The organism is Winogradskyella helgolandensis (assembly GCF_013404085.1).
GTDB classification, from domain to species: domain Bacteria; phylum Bacteroidota; class Bacteroidia; order Flavobacteriales; family Flavobacteriaceae; genus Winogradskyella; species Winogradskyella helgolandensis.
On sequence record NZ_JABFHO010000001.1, the window covers coordinates 39,826 to 54,450 of the forward strand.

Genomic DNA, 14,625 nt, shown 5'->3' on the forward strand with positions numbered 1-14,625 from the left:
TTACACCATAAAACTCGTGTAATTTCTAACTTTATAGTGTATATTAACAGCATATTTAAGAGTATAATATATAAGACGCAAGCTTTATTACTATAAGAACACAACCGATATCCGTTCATATAAAATATAGCAGAAATGACACGGTGTACTTTTTAAAATTAAATCAATGTCATTTGACCGAGAACACTATTGTTTCATAGAGTATATTTGAATTAAATGTAAACCTTTTCGTAATATTACTTTTTTAAATAGATAATTTTATTATTTTTGAACACAAATTTAGGGCAAGAGCCATGAAGAAAGAAAACAACTCAGACAAAATCACTCGTAAAGAAGCTATTTCTAAAATGGGTAAATATGCTGCAATAACTGCAGTAGGGACATTCGTGATTCTAAATCCACTTAAATCTCAAGCTCAGTCACCACCAGATCCAGGAGGGCCAGTTTTCCCAGGATTAGACTAGGGAAACTAATTAATTGTGAATACAAATTTACTACCAACCCACTCTAGGCTATTTGGTGATTATTGGGTATTATGGTATGACCTTTCTAATAGCTATAGTGTTGTTACTAAAGAATTCAAATTCGTTTTAGAAGCTTATTTTAATGCTAAAACTAAATCTGAGTTTTTTGATACACTAAGCTCCGATTTTCATGATACTGATATTGATAAACTCCATCAGCGTATATCTGATTATTTACAGCAATGTAATATTGTAAGCACCTTACCAATTCAAAAACCGACTATTTTAGAGCTAACTAAAAGACGTGTTCTAAAAAAATATAGGTTTAAGGATAAAACGATTCAGGTTTATTTTAGTTCCGGATCGGTTTCAAAAATTATTCATCCAGCACTTGCTCAATATTATAATACGACAAGTAATGCTGTAGATGTCACCTTTGATATTCACTTAAAGGATGAGTTTTTATACTTATTTAAAGATGAAGAATTAATCTCTTGCGTTCCAATGCAGGAGTATCATAAAACACAAGGTAAATTTATAATGTTACTCCTTTGTGCTTTACATGATAAAGAAGAAGAGGATTGGATAGGAACTTTACATGGTTCAACAATCACAGATGGAAATTCTTCTATTTTATTTGTTGGTAAATCTGGTAAGGGAAAAAGTACATTGTGTGCGTTATTAGCACAAAACGGATTTGACCTATTAGCAGATGATGTATCGCCTTTACTATCTGAAGATCAACACATATACTACAATCCGTCTGCCATATCCATTAAAACAGGCGCTTTTAAAGTACTAAAACCTCTAGTTCCTAATTTTGAAGATTTAGCAACGGTTAATTTAAATACATCAAAAGGAAATTTAAAATACCTCCCCTGCCCTAATCCAGATAAGAAACATTACCCATGTCGCGCTATTATTCTGGTGAATTACGAACCAGAAGCACCAACGACATTAGAGCGAGTTTCCGTGAAACTAATTCTAGAAACCTTTATAGAAGACTCATGGCTATCACCACATTCATTGCACGCTTCACAATTTTTAAATTGGCTAAATCACATGGAGCTATATGAATTAACCTATAGTGATACATTGAGTGTATCTGTAAAAGTCAAGTCACTTTTTGAAGAGCTATACAACGCGTAATTGTTGTATAGACTGCGATATTAAAAACTATGAATAATTTAGCTACTACATATAAACATATCGGAGCTATTTTAAGTTTCGAATTTCCTAATGTAAAATTAGAACAAACGCTAAGTGGCCCCTCTTTTAACTGGGATCCTATAGTAATTATAGGCAGTCAACATTTAGTGCTTCCTACTATTTATTGTAGATTAAAATCAAAACAACTTTTACACTTATTACCCGAAGATTTAATTAGCTACCTGAAATATATAACAGATGAAAACAGGAAAAGAAATATTGTTATTCTAGCACAAATAGAAGAATTAACCAACTTATTTAATTTACACAGCATAGACCATTTGTACTTAAAAGGAGCAGCCCTTTTAGCATCAGGATTCTACAAGGATATTGCAGAGCGTATGCTCGGAGATATTGATATTTTAGTTAAAAATGAGCACTTGTCCAAAGCTTTTGACTTGTTAACCAATTCTGAATATAAATATAAAGCAATGACTTTTGGTAAAGGTTTTTTTGAACACAAACATTTACCAAGACTAGAAACTAAAGTCACAAATACGCGCATTGCAGCTGTTGAAATTCACAGGAAATTATTCGATTCATACAGACACCCCGAGTTAGTACCTAATTCAATTTTCCATAATCAAAGGCAAAAAAAATCTATATTTATACCATCTCCAAAGCATCTTTTAATGCACAATATTCTTAATCATCAAATAAATGATGATGGAGCCCATTATAATAATATAAGTTTTAGATCTATATACGATACCCTTTTACTGTTACAAGAATTTTCCGAAACTAGCACATTCAATAATCGCAATATATTTAAACGGTATTTTAAGTATTCTAGTTTATTTTTTAATGAAATAAGAACCGTCACTAAAGTAAAACCAGATCTTTACACCTCTTTTTATATGTTTAAATTAAAACATAGTAAAGTTCATAAATTTTGGAATAAACTCTTAAGATTAGGATATTACGCACCTATTTTATTAAAACGATTCTGGTTTTTTGTATCAAATAGAGCTTACCGAAAAGCAATAATTCAAGATAAAAGGAGAGTAATTAATCTATTTACGTCAATTTTACGTAAAATTTAAATTTATTTTAATAATAATTAAGAACTTTATAACTATTATTTGTTTTATAATTGATAAAGTTTAACTTTGAAAAAAAATAATTTGGAATGAAAAAATTTATTTTAATTGCACTTCTAGTTTCTTTTAGCATATCATCTTTCGCACAACGTAATAGTAGAGCAAATGACGATTGGTATTTAAGTATTGGTGTTAATGCTATCAATAGCTTAGGAACTCGCTCTCCATTTAACAGTCCAAGTGATTGGGCTTTTGATTTACCTATTTCAGCGGCTGCAGAATACAATTGGAGTGACACCTTCGCCATAGAACAATCCGTAACCTTTAATGGATTTACAGAAGATACTGAAATTGACGGAACTGAACTATCGAAAGATTACACATATATTTCCTTTGACACCAATGTTAAATACTATTTTGGACAATTTATTTTCCCTAATCTAGATTGGCTTGAAATTCACGCCAATGCTGGTGTTGGTTTCTTTCATATCGATGAAACTAATATTTCTGCCAACCTTGGTGGTGGTGTTTTATTCTGGTTAAACGCTAATAGAACTTTTGGGTTAAGGCTTCAAACTACAGGTAAATTTGCATTCAACCATCCTGAGAGTGGCTTTGACAACAACCATTTCCAACATCACTTACAAGTTGTATTTAAATTATAGTAAGCGAAGTACAAATCATATAAAAATAAAGGCTCACAATTGTGAGCCTTTATTTTTATAATTAGTTGACATAAAAAAAGCCATCTTAAAAAACTAATAATTTTAAGATGGCTTTTTTTATAGAGGAATACAGTTAAATCTCTTTCAATAATTTATCGAAATATTTAATTGTATGTCCTAATCCTTCTTTCAAATGCACTTTTGGTTCCCAACCATCTAATTCTTTCTTTGCTAAACTAATGTTTGGTTGACGTTGTAAAGGATCATCTTGTGGTAACGGAAGAAACGTGATTTTAGATTTAGAATCTGTTAAATCAATGATTTCTTTAGCCAATTCTAACATGGTAAATTCTACAGGATTTCCAATATTTACAGGTCCAACAAAACCATCTCTACTATTCATCATTCTATGCATGCCTTCAACTAAATCATCAACATACTGAAAACTTCTAGTTTGTGTTCCATCACCAAAAATGGTAATATCATCTCCATTTAAAGCTTGTACAATAAAATTTGAAACCACACGACCATCTTGAGGGTGCATTTTTGGACCATATGTATTAAAAATACGAATGATTTTAACATCTACAGCATTTTGGTTATGATAATCCATAAACAACGTTTCTGCACAACGCTTACCTTCATCGTAACAAGAACGCAATCCTATTGGATTTACATTTCCCCAATAACTTTCAGGTTGTGGATGTACGGATGGGTCCCCATAAACTTCGCTAGTAGATGCTTGTAATATTTTTGCACCCACACGCTTCGCTAACCCTAGCATATTGATAGCACCCATAACAGAAGTTTTTACTGTCTTTATAGGATTATGCTGATAATGAACAGGTGAGGCCGGACAAGCTAGGTTAAATATCTCATCCACTTCTACCATATAAGGATTAGTGATATCATGTCTAACTAGTTCAAAATAATGATGATCCATTAAATGTTCAATGTTTCGTTTAGAGCCAGTAAAGTAATTATCTAAACAAATAATTTCATTGCCCTCGTTTAATAGACGTTCACATAAGTGCGAGCCGACAAAGCCCGCTCCACCTGTCACCAAAATTCTTTTCATAAATTAGTATTTTTATGAGTCAAAAATAAGATATATTTTTATTTAACAGCACTTAATACCCCGTAAACTTAAAATTAAGCATCTGTTTTAAACACCTATATAATTCCGGAAATTGAGATTTAAATTCTAATGGTGTTTCTATAAAATTTTCTAACAATACAGCGAAAAACTCATAGTGATTGGTATAAGCATACTCCCTAAAGTATTTTGATGCAATTAAATCTTGTCGTACAGATTCATTTTCCTGTAAATACGCGGTTAAGTTTTTAAAACCTCGGTTAAAAATTAAACTACTCAAATCATTTTTACGAGACGCATTTAAATGTATGGCATGACCAAATTCGTGAATGCCTAAATTAAGGTTATCATCCCCTATTTCATATCCTTGTAAAAAATGTTCCCAAGAAAATACAATAGTCTTTAGCCGTGGGTTTACCTCACCTTTATGATACATGTTATTTATTTGAGAATAATAAGCATTGGGGTAAATGATAACCGTTTCTACAATATCTAACTGATAAGTTTTAAATCCAAAACATAGCATAGTTGCAGTAGCTGCAATCATAACTTTCATCTGCTCGGTCACTTCGAGATTCTCTCTCCCTATAAATTCATTTGTATCAATAAATTCAGAAACCCTATGTTCAAATTGACGTTGATGCTTATAGGGCAGTCTTCGGAAAAAAGTATGCCCATTTTTTAAAATTTCTCTTTGTCTCGGAGATAAATTGTTAAGCTTAAATAAACGATATATAAACAATGGTTTGTTAAATATTGAAGCGTAATAAAATTGAAAAATCTTTATTAGCCGATATATTATAAAAAATACTATTATAACAATGCCAATAGGAATTACATAATTTGAAATTAACTCCATTTCAAAGATTTCTTGTTCTGTTTTTGATACAATTAATAAAAACATCTATTACTTGTGAACTCAAAATTTCGCTTCAAAACACGGACTCCAGTTATTAAAATGTAAATCATTGTTAAATATAACAGAACATATCTATTCAAGATATTAAGAACCCATTTTATTTTAAAAACAATAGAATTGATATTTGTGAATATTAATTTTTAGAGTCGCAAAAAGACTAAAACAACGACAAACATATAGTATCGTATAATTCAATTTTTACTACATTTAGAATTTGCAACTCATCAAATAATAAGCTCTTTTATTACTCCAAAAAAAAAGTAAGCATGGTTACCTAAACGCATACTTACTTTTCTAATTGTAATTTTCTACATGACTTATAAAGTCTATGGAAAGATCCCACGTTGAATGTAGGCTTTTTCTATGCGTTTTATTGCAATACAAAAGGCTGCCGTTCTCATATCTACACCTTCACTTTCAGAATAGTCATGAACTTTATCAAAAGAGACTTTTAGCTTTTTACGTAACTTATCTAAAACTTCTTCTAGATGCCAAATCTCACCACTTCTATTTTGCAACCATTCGTAATAACTTCCAATTACACCACCCGAATTACATAAAATATCTGGTATAATGACGATACCTCTTTCAAGTAAGATATTCTCACCCTCAACATTTGTAGGACCATTAGCGCCTTCTGCAATTAGTTTTGCTTTTATTTTTGACGCATTCTTTTTTGTTATTTGATTTCCTAATGCTGCAGGAATACAAATATCACAATCTATGGCAAAGAATTCACTTTTTTCAACAGGCGTAGAATCTGGATAATTGATAATCGTACCTTTATTTTCATGGTTATACTTAAAAAGTGCTTCAACATCTAAGCCGTCTTGATTTTCAATACCTCCCTGAGCATCCTGAACTCCCACTAATTTAGCACCATCTTTTTCTAAAAAATGTGAAGCCCAATATCCAACATTACCAAAACCTTGAACAATAAACTTTTTACCGTTTAAATCCATATCATTGTTATCTGCCCAAAATTTAATAGTTAAATAAACACCAAACCCTGTAGCTCTATCTCTACCTTCTAGTCCTCCACTGCCATCTGGCTTTCCGGTAACAACATGTTGATTTGCGGAGCGCTGTGCTGGTGGCCTAGAACTCATATAGGTATCAGCAATCCAAGCCATAGTTTGACTATTGGTATTAACATCTGGAGCAGGAATATCGTGTTCAGGACCAATGTTATCAGCTAAAGCATAAGTAAAACGTCTAGTAATACGTTCTAATTCAGATTCCGAATATAACGCTGGATCAATCTTTATACCGCCTTTTGCACCTCCATAAGGCAAACCTGCTAGAGACGTTTTCCATGTCATCCACATGGCTAATGCCCTTGCCGCATCTAAATCTACAGTTGCATGGTAACGTAAGCCTCCTTTATAAGGTCCTAATGCACCGTTGTGCTGCACACGATAACCAGTAAAAACTTCAACATCTCCATTGTCCATTTTTACAGGAAAGTTGACTAAGATTTCATTGTTAGTGATACTTAGTATTTTCTTAATATTAGGGTGTAAGTTAATATGATTGGCCGCACTGTTAAACTGCTCCATCACATTATCCATCATACCTTTTAAAGGCACTTTTTTAACCTTTGTTTTTAAGTTATTTTTTGAATTTCCCATTTATATGCATTATTTTTTTGAATAATTTATTTTTACACAGCAAAAATAACACTTTCAATAATATAAAGGGATTATATTATTAAATAACTAAAGTAGATTTCAAACAAATATTCTTTGTGCAAAAATCTTTATCGTCCACTACATAAAAAAGAAAGATTCTAACCAATCAATACAAAACAAAAAGCACTATAATGAAAACACCGATTGATACAAGGTCATTAGAACTTAGTTCTAATTCAATTTTTTAGTCCTCAGTTTGCAGCATCGTATATAAGTGGTGTTATTAATTTTAGACCTCTTCTATTTTATAAAATTTTAATGCAAAGCTGAGCGGCTTACTAGACTGTTGATCAACAAGTGTTTTTGAAAACTAATATACCACCTGTCTAGTCATTAATTGTAGTGCTTCTATTGTTTTATAATCATGGTTAAGATAAATTAATGCATAAAAAATGTCACTTAAAAAACTTATAGCTAACTCAAAAGCATAAAATTATACAATCATTTTTTGAAATTTACTTTGGATTCTCTGTTTGAATAACAAGAAAAGTTTCAAGGTCTTTTATGAAAAAAATTAATTTGTCATGAAATAGTAAAAAAAAGAACATTTTCACTTCGTGGATTTTAGACTATTTGTATTTTCTTGTTTCCATTTTTAAAACATCTAAAACCAAGACTTTGATAAGGTTTGTATACTGTTTTTTCTTTTTTTTCCTAAAATCTCAACGTTTTCATGATGCGATATTTGAGTAATAAAGTTTATAACCTTTAGGAGACACAGAATTGCACGCTATAAAAATCTATAGATTTATAAAAAATTCAAGAATATTATGTCGTAATATTTTTAACTCGTTTATCCTACTAAACTTTATCTAAATATTTTAATACCTATAGAATTCCTAGTATATTTGTTTTTTAGTCAAAACTATATGCTCATAGCTATACTCTCAGGTTTTTTATTTTCTTTTTTTATGGTGTTTGTCGGCAAATATATGAAAGGCAAATTAGCCTTATTATCTGCCTTGATTCCTTTGGGTCTTTTTCTATATTTTTTGCAGTTTGCAGGGCGTATTTCAAATGGTGAAATCATAAGTCAAACCTATGCGTGGGTACCTTCGCTTGGTGTTGATTTTGGATTAACTCTAGATGGACTTTCGCTCATTTTCTGTTTAATGATAACCGGTATAGGCTTCCTAGTCTTTGCCTACACTGCAGCTTATCTCAAAGGCCATCATTACTTAGATCGTTTTTATGGTTATTTAGGAATTTTTATGGCAGCAATGCTAGGCGTAGTACTCTCAGATAATGTTATTTCTTTATTTACATTTTGGGAGCTTACAAGTATTAGTTCTTTTTTCTTAATCGGCTTTAACAACAATGAGGAGGCTTCGAGAAAATCTGCAGTTTTGGCTCTGGCAATCACTGGTATTGGTGGATTGTTATTATTTGCAGGAGTTGTAATTTTAGGTAATGTTGTAGGTACTTACAGTATTTCGGAAATGTTGAGTTCCAAGGAATTCATTGCCAATAGCCCACAATACATCTTAATTGTTGCTTTAATTTTTGGTGCAGCATTTACGAAATCTGCACAATTTCCTTTTCATTTTTGGCTTCCGGGCGCAATGAAAGCACCTACACCAGTTTCTACATATCTGCATTCTGCAACCATGGTAAAAGCAGGTGTGTACTTATTAATGCGTTTTACCCCTATTTTGGGCAGTACGGAATTTTGGAATTCTACTTTAATTATTGTGGGAAGTATTACAATGCTTTATGCGGCAATTCATACACTTTTTAGAACTGATTTAAAAGGGATTTTAGCTTATTCTACCATTTCAGCTCTTGGTATTTTAGTCTTTCTAATCGGGCTAGGCACAGAAGCGGCACTTTTAGCAGCTTGTGTCTTTATTCTAGTTCATGCCTTATATAAAGCCACATTGTTCCTAATCACCGGAATTATTGATCATGAAACCGGAACTAGGGATGTCACTGTACTTTCTGGTCTAAGAAAAGTACTTTTTCCAGTTGCGATTGCTGGCTTTTTAGCTGCAATTTCCAATGCTGGTATTCCTCCAAGTTTTGGTTTTTTAGGAAAAGATTTAATTTATGAAGCCACTTTGCATTTTGGCAATTCTGCTATTTTATTGACCGTTTTAGCCATTATCACCAATATTTTATTATTATATGCCGGCTTTTTAGCTGGAATAAAACCCTTCACAGGAAAACTTCCAGATACGTTTTCTAAAGTACATTTACCCAGTTTTTTAATGTGGACACCTCCATTGATTCTTGCAATTTTAGGAATTTTAATTGGGGTTTTTCCATCCATAATTCAAGGTAGCTTAATTCAACCTGCTGTTAACGCCTTAGGAGAAACCGGTAGTGCGGTAGAATTAAAATTATGGCATGGTTTCAATACTATTCTAGCCTTAAGTGCCACAACTATTGGCATTGGTTTGCTATTATATTTTTTTATAAAACCTTCTGTAAAAATTGAAGCTGCCATAAAAAAACTTGAATATCTATCCCCAAAAACTATGATAGAAGGATTCGGGATTGCTTTCGGGCATTTCTCAAAAATCTGGACCACTTTTTTTCAAAACGGTTTCTTAAGGCACTATGTTTCCACCATTATTCTATTTTTGGTACTGGTTATGGGATATACCTTGCTAAATAATACAAATTATGTATTGAATTTTAGCTCTTTGACTCAACTAACCATATATGAAGTAATTACTGTGATTATAATGATTGGAGGTATTTTATATACGGTATTCTCAAAATCCCGTTTGGCTGCTGTTGCGGCAATGGGAGTTGTGGGTTTAACCATCAGTTTGATATTTGTATATTACAGTGCGCCAGACCTTGCTATGACACAGTTTTCTATTGATACACTTACGGTTATTTTATTTGTACTGGTACTGTACAGGCTTCCAAAATATTTAAAATTATCCAATTATAAATCAAGAATTAAAGATGGTATTTTATCCATTACTTTTGGGACATTAATTACAATTCTTGCCTTAGAAGTATTGAACGAGCCTCAAAACTCAGAGATTTCTGAATTTTATGCAGATAACGCTTATCTTCTTGCAAAAGGAAAAAATGTTGTAAATGTTATTTTGGTGGACTTCAGAGGAATTGACACTTTTATGGAAATTTCTGTTTTAACCATTGCCGCCATTGGAGTGTTCGGGCTTCTAAAGTTAAGATTGACCACAAAAGATAGAGCAATTGTAAAAGATAAAAATAAAATATAAACTCATAATACCTTGAAATCAATAATTTTAAAGACCGCATCTAATTACCTACTGCCACTTTTGTTGCTGTTTTCCTTATTTATATTGTTAAGAGGTCATTATTTGCCCGGAGGTGGTTTTGTAGGTGGTCTTATAGCATCCATAGCATTTGTTTTACATGCATTCGCAAATGGACTACAAACTACCAAACATTTATTACGTATTCACCCTGGATTTTTAATGCCTATAGGGCTATCAGTGGCATTTTTAGCAGGGATATCCCCTATGTTTCTTAGCGGATTGCCCTTTATGACAGGTATTTGGTTTCCCGAACCTATAAGTGTTGTAGGTATGATTGGGTCCGCCTTGTTTTTTGATATTGGTGTCTATTTGGTGGTCATAGGAATATCGTTAACTATAATTTTTACTATAACAGAATCCAAATAAACTATGGAGTTATTATTAGCTATACTTATTGGTCTACTTTATGCCGCAGGATTATATATGATGCTGCGCAGAAGTTTGGTAAAGCTCATTATTGGCTTAATACTATTAGGAAATGGTGCAAATTTGTTGATCTTTTTATTGGGAAGAATTACAAAGGGACTTCCTCCCATTATACCAGAAGAATCTAGCGTATTTACATCTGCTTATGCAGATCCTGTACCGCAAGCACTAATATTAACCGCAATCGTAATTAGTTTTGGTTTGCAGTCTTTTGCAATAATACTCGTTAAAAGAGCCTATAAAGTAGTGAAAACAGACGATTTAGATCAAATGAATTCAACAGACCGATAATAATGATGGCACAAATAGTTTTCTACCCAATTATTGTACAGTTGCTTTTGGCAATTAGTCTTCTTTTTAGCTGGAAATGGATAAAATGGCAAAAAATTATAAGTAACGTCGGTAGCGTTTTAAGCTTAGGCATAGCTATTTGGTTATTTTCAACAACCTGGACAGAAGGTACACTTACCGTACAAGCAGGAAACTGGCAAGCTCCTTTCGGTATTAGTTTTGTATCCGACACCTTTGCTGCTACTTTAGTGCTCCTTACAGCAATAAGTGGTATGGCTGTTTCTTTTTTTTCAGTAGGAACCATAATGCCAGCCCGATTAAAATTTGGATTCCTGCCCATTTTTCACTTTTTGTTATTGGGATTAAATGGGGCTTTTCTTACTGGAGATATTTTTAACTTGTATGTTTGGTTTGAAATCATCCTAATAAGCTCTTTTGTTTTAATAACCCTTGGTGGTGAAAAAACACAAATTGAAGGTGCCATTAAATATTTTACACTCAATATTTTTGCCTCTGTTATTTTTTTGACTGCCATTGCCGTTTTGTATGGTTTAACGGGTTCATTAAATATGGCGGATCTTGCATTAAAAGTTCCAGAGATCCAAAATAGAGCATTAGTAGAGGTTACTGCTATTTTATTTTTAATAGGCTTTGGGATAAAATCCGCCTTATTTCCACTTTATTTTTGGTTGCCTGCTTCTTATCACACTCCTCCTCCAGCAGTTTCCGCTATTTTTGGAGGCTTGTTAACCAAAGTCGGTGTTTATGCCCTTATTAGAGTGTTTACCTTAATTTTTGTAGGAGATGCTTTTTTGGAAAATATTATTTTAGTATTAGCATTTTTAACTTTATTTAGTGGTGCTTTAGGTGCATTGACCCAAAATAATTTTTCAAAAGTTTTTTCATATCTTATTATATGCCATATAGGATACATGATTCTAGGTTTAGGTTTGTACACTGAAATTGCCATCACAGGAGTGGTTTTTTACCTTATACACGATATTATTGCTAAAACCAACCTCTTTATGATTGGCGGATTAATATACCGAATTACAGGGACTTATAGTATGCGAGATTCAGGAGGTTTGTATGCTAAATACCCGCTTATATCATTACTAATTATCATTCCTTTTTTCTCTTTGGTTGGAGTCCCTCCTCTTTCTGGGTTCTGGGCAAAATTAACATTGATATCAGAAAGTTTTAAAGCCGGAAATTACTGGCTTATTGCAGCCATTATATTTGCTACATTTATTACCTTGTTTGTGATAGCAAGAATATGGTCCGAGGTTTTTTGGAAAGAAAGCAAACCACTGCCTAAATTGCAAAATTTTAGGTATTTTGAGAAATTGAAGCTTCAAAAGAAAATACTTATCGTAGGTCCTATAGTTTTTCTTACACTAATATCCTTATATATAGGTTTTGGGGCAGAATATATCCAGCGCCTTGCAACAAGGGTTGCCAATGAGTTAATGGATAATCAACAATATATTCAGGCGGTATTGGGATTCAATACCACAAATTAAGAAAAATATAAACCAATAATGAAAGGTCAATTTTTAAGCAATATTCTTTTAACCTTTGTCTGGGTTGCCTTAACAGGAAGCTTCGCTTTTCTGAACTTTTTGTTTGGTTTTGCAATCGCTTTTGTCATTTTATGGGTTATAAACATAAAGAGAGAAGACACAAAATACTTTAAGATTGTACCTAAGATAATTGCATTCTTTTTCTTCTTTTCATACGAACTCATTAAAGCAAATATTCAAGTAGCATATGATGTCATTACCCCAAAATTTTATATGACACCTGGAATTGTAAAAGTACCTCTCGATGTTAAAACGGATATAGGAATAACCCTTTTGGCAAATTTAATTTCGCTGACACCCGGCACTTTAAGTTTAGATGTTTCTGATGACAAAAAAGTACTGTATGTACATTCTATGTATATTTCAGATAAAGAAAAATTTATAAAGAGCATTAAAAAAGGGTTTGAAGCACGATTATTAGAAATATTGAGATGACACTATACAACTATTTATATTATTTACTTTTGCCTATACTAGCAATATCGATATTATTGCTTTTTATTAGGTTTATGATTGGCCCAAGCATTGTCGATAGGGTAATTGCATTAGATTTATTGATCACTACAAGTGTAGGAATTATAACGGTATATAGTATTGTATATGATCAGCCCACATTTTTAGATATTGCAATGATTTTAGCATTGATTGCATTTTTAGGAACGGTGGCGTTCTCTTACTATTTGGAAAAAAGAAACAAAAATGAGTGATATATTAGTAGGAATTTTAGCAACTTTTGGGACCGTGTTTGTACTTCTAGCCGCAGTAGGCTTAATACGTATGCCAGACACCTATTTGCGGATTTCAGTAACCACAAAAGCTGCAACCTTGGGAATAGGGCTGATATTGATTGCCGCTGCCGTTTATTTTAATGACTTATCTATTACTTCAAGAGTGCTCGCCATTATATTATTTATTGTACTTACTGCTCCTATTGCTGCCCATCTTATAGGTAGAGCTTCTTATTTTATTGGAATTAAATTATGGGATAAATCAATTATGGACGATCTTAAAGGAAAATACAAAAAAAGAACCCATGAATTATCTAGTGAAGACACTAATGACAGCTCTAATAGTGAAGATAACATTAACAAATAAAGTTTAGCAGGAAATAGAGCGAAATTCAAATGCTTGGCTGGGTTTACAATGCCGACACCTCATTGCCCTATACAGGTCTTTAAAAGGCAAATTTGACTAAACCAAAGTTACTACTGTGGCATACATGAGTAAAATACCACTAAAACTTTCAATTCCATTAATTTTTTAAATGGTGAGAGAACTTATTTTTAATTATGTAAGTTGGTTTTTTTCAATATAAGATAGCTTCATAGTCACTTTCATTTTTATAATTACTCAACCTCACTAGGCATCATAATAACTCTTTATGCTTAAACCTTCAATATGATTTAAAAATAAACAGTTTTTTCTATTAAAACCCCTATTATTTCAGCTTTACTATTTAAGTATGCAACACTATAAATTAATAGAATTAACATAAAAACACCTTCATCTGGTATAGTTACATTATTTGTTTTTACTTTTCAAAAAAGCATCAATAGAAAATCTACCTGGCCCTGTAAATAAAATGGTCATATAACCGATACCATAAAGCAACGCTTTTTCCATTACACCAAAACCATCTGAAACATGAACAATAAATACAGCTACTAACATCGTAACTATTAAGGGTATTAAGATCCATCGAGTTAATAAACCTAAAGCTAAAAGAATACTGCAAATAACTTCTGCAAAAACAGCCATGGCTAGCGATGGCAAAGCTCCAATTCCAAAAGGATCTGCAAATTGAATCTCTTCTCCACTAAACAGATTATTCCATTTTCCTAAACCGTGGCCAAAACACATGCTTAACCCTAAAAATACTCTTAAAATTAATAGTCCAATATCGCTATAAGCACTATTCGTGTATTTACTTGTTTTCATTTTTTGTTCTATTTTCTGATATTCAACAAAGAAAACAGATTCT

15 protein-coding genes are annotated in these 14,625 nt (G+C 32.2%); 11 read left to right on the forward strand and 4 right to left on the reverse strand.

Going from position 1 to position 14,625, the window contains the following annotated elements; genetic code table 11:
• Positions 1–293 precede the first annotated feature (293 nt).
• The 4 genes from HM992_RS00140 to HM992_RS00155 all read left to right on the forward strand — a co-directional run bounded on the left by HM992_RS00140 (position 294) and on the right by HM992_RS00155 (position 3,378).
• Entirely contained in the window at positions 294–464 is a 171-nt protein-coding gene (locus HM992_RS00140; protein WP_179318056.1) for a hypothetical protein, read from the forward strand.
• Between the two features lie 15 nt (positions 465–479).
• A complete protein-coding gene (locus HM992_RS00145; RefSeq protein WP_179318057.1) occupies positions 480–1,613 on the forward strand; it encodes a hypothetical protein in 1,134 nt (377 codons plus the stop codon).
• A 29-nt stretch (positions 1,614–1,642) separates the two neighbouring features.
• Entirely contained in the window at positions 1,643–2,716 is a 1,074-nt protein-coding gene (locus tag HM992_RS00150) for a nucleotidyltransferase family protein (RefSeq protein ID WP_179318058.1), read from the forward strand.
• Between the two features lie 86 nt (positions 2,717–2,802).
• Positions 2,803–3,378 carry an outer membrane beta-barrel protein gene (locus HM992_RS00155; RefSeq protein ID WP_179318059.1) on the forward strand — a complete coding sequence of 192 codons (576 nt, stop codon included), beginning with the start codon at positions 2,803–2,805 and terminating at the stop codon, positions 3,376–3,378.
• Positions 3,379–3,511: 133 nt separating this feature from the next.
• Here the strand turns inward: HM992_RS00155 and HM992_RS00160 are convergent, their stop codons facing one another.
• The 3 genes from HM992_RS00160 to HM992_RS00170 form a co-directional block, all read right to left on the reverse strand.
• Positions 3,512–4,456 (reverse strand): UDP-glucuronic acid decarboxylase family protein, encoded by a 945-nt coding sequence (locus tag HM992_RS00160; protein ID WP_179318060.1) that lies wholly within the window; start codon positions 4,454–4,456, stop codon positions 3,512–3,514.
• Positions 4,457–4,508: 52 nt separating this feature from the next.
• Positions 4,509–5,378 carry a zinc-dependent peptidase gene (locus HM992_RS00165; RefSeq protein ID WP_229720418.1) on the reverse strand — a complete coding sequence of 290 codons (870 nt, stop codon included), beginning with the start codon at positions 5,376–5,378 and terminating at the stop codon, positions 4,509–4,511.
• Positions 5,379–5,719: 341 nt separating this feature from the next.
• Positions 5,720–7,024: a Glu/Leu/Phe/Val family dehydrogenase gene (locus tag HM992_RS00170; RefSeq protein ID WP_179318061.1), complete on the reverse strand. Its 1,305-nt coding sequence runs from the start codon at positions 7,022–7,024 to the stop codon at positions 5,720–5,722.
• A 929-nt stretch (positions 7,025–7,953) separates the two neighbouring features.
• On the opposite strand from HM992_RS00170, the gene HM992_RS00175 reads away from it, so the two are divergent.
• Genes HM992_RS00175 through mnhG form a run of 7 tightly spaced genes read left to right on the forward strand, consistent with a single transcriptional unit; the run spans position 7,954 to position 13,739 of the window.
• Complete coding sequence (locus HM992_RS00175) at positions 7,954–10,284, forward strand: putative monovalent cation/H+ antiporter subunit A (RefSeq protein WP_179318062.1); 2,331 nt, start codon at positions 7,954–7,956, stop codon at positions 10,282–10,284.
• Positions 10,285–10,296: 12 nt separating this feature from the next.
• Positions 10,297–10,710: a Na+/H+ antiporter subunit B gene (locus HM992_RS00180; RefSeq protein WP_179318063.1), complete on the forward strand. Its 414-nt coding sequence runs from the start codon at positions 10,297–10,299 to the stop codon at positions 10,708–10,710.
• A gap of 3 nt (positions 10,711–10,713) precedes the next feature.
• Positions 10,714–11,061 (forward strand): Na+/H+ antiporter subunit C, encoded by a 348-nt coding sequence (locus tag HM992_RS00185; RefSeq protein ID WP_178983450.1) that lies wholly within the window; start codon positions 10,714–10,716, stop codon positions 11,059–11,061.
• Between the two features lie 2 nt (positions 11,062–11,063).
• Positions 11,064–12,584: a proton-conducting transporter transmembrane domain-containing protein gene (locus tag HM992_RS00190; protein ID WP_179318064.1), complete on the forward strand. Its 1,521-nt coding sequence runs from the start codon at positions 11,064–11,066 to the stop codon at positions 12,582–12,584.
• An 18-nt stretch (positions 12,585–12,602) separates the two neighbouring features.
• Positions 12,603–13,079 carry a Na+/H+ antiporter subunit E gene (locus HM992_RS00195; protein ID WP_179318065.1) on the forward strand — a complete coding sequence of 159 codons (477 nt, stop codon included), beginning with the start codon at positions 12,603–12,605 and terminating at the stop codon, positions 13,077–13,079.
• On the forward strand, positions 13,076–13,351 hold the full coding sequence (locus HM992_RS00200) for a cation:proton antiporter (protein ID WP_178983447.1): 276 nt from the start codon (positions 13,076–13,078) through the stop codon (positions 13,349–13,351). The genes HM992_RS00195 and HM992_RS00200 overlap by 4 nt, the downstream gene beginning before the upstream one ends.
• Entirely contained in the window at positions 13,344–13,739 is a 396-nt protein-coding gene (gene mnhG / locus HM992_RS00205) for a monovalent cation/H(+) antiporter subunit G (RefSeq protein ID WP_179318066.1), read from the forward strand. The genes HM992_RS00200 and mnhG overlap by 8 nt, the downstream gene beginning before the upstream one ends.
• Positions 13,740–14,165: 426 nt before the next feature.
• On the opposite strand, the gene HM992_RS00210 is transcribed toward mnhG, so the two are convergent.
• Positions 14,166–14,582, reverse strand: coding sequence for a DoxX family protein (locus HM992_RS00210; protein ID WP_178983445.1), 417 nt, complete (start codon positions 14,580–14,582; stop codon positions 14,166–14,168).
• Positions 14,583–14,625: the final 43 nt, after the last annotated feature.

Excerpts from the sequence above, each read along its gene's own strand:
- HM992_RS00140 (WP_179318056.1), top strand. The coding sequence starts at position 294 with ATGAAGAAAGAAAACAACTCAGACAAAATCACTCGTAAAGAAGCTATT.
- HM992_RS00150 (WP_179318058.1), top strand. The coding sequence starts at position 1,643 with ATGAATAATTTAGCTACTACATATAAACATATCGGAGCTATTTTAAGT.
- HM992_RS00155 (WP_179318059.1), top strand. The coding sequence starts at position 2,803 with ATGAAAAAATTTATTTTAATTGCACTTCTAGTTTCTTTTAGCATATCA.
- HM992_RS00160 (WP_179318060.1), bottom strand. The coding sequence starts at position 4,456 with ATGAAAAGAATTTTGGTGACAGGTGGAGCGGGCTTTGTCGGCTCGCAC.
- HM992_RS00165 (WP_229720418.1), bottom strand. The coding sequence starts at position 5,378 with ATGTTTTTATTAATTGTATCAAAAACAGAACAAGAAATCTTTGAAATG.
- HM992_RS00170 (WP_179318061.1), bottom strand. The coding sequence starts at position 7,024 with ATGGGAAATTCAAAAAATAACTTAAAAACAAAGGTTAAAAAAGTGCCT.
- HM992_RS00175 (WP_179318062.1), top strand. The coding sequence starts at position 7,954 with ATGCTCATAGCTATACTCTCAGGTTTTTTATTTTCTTTTTTTATGGTG.
- HM992_RS00185 (WP_178983450.1), top strand. The coding sequence starts at position 10,714 with ATGGAGTTATTATTAGCTATACTTATTGGTCTACTTTATGCCGCAGGA.
- HM992_RS00190 (WP_179318064.1), top strand. The coding sequence starts at position 11,064 with ATGATGGCACAAATAGTTTTCTACCCAATTATTGTACAGTTGCTTTTG.
- HM992_RS00195 (WP_179318065.1), top strand. The coding sequence starts at position 12,603 with ATGAAAGGTCAATTTTTAAGCAATATTCTTTTAACCTTTGTCTGGGTT.
- HM992_RS00200 (WP_178983447.1), top strand. The coding sequence starts at position 13,076 with ATGACACTATACAACTATTTATATTATTTACTTTTGCCTATACTAGCA.
- mnhG (WP_179318066.1), top strand. The coding sequence starts at position 13,344 with ATGAGTGATATATTAGTAGGAATTTTAGCAACTTTTGGGACCGTGTTT.
- HM992_RS00210 (WP_178983445.1), bottom strand. The coding sequence starts at position 14,582 with ATGAAAACAAGTAAATACACGAATAGTGCTTATAGCGATATTGGACTA.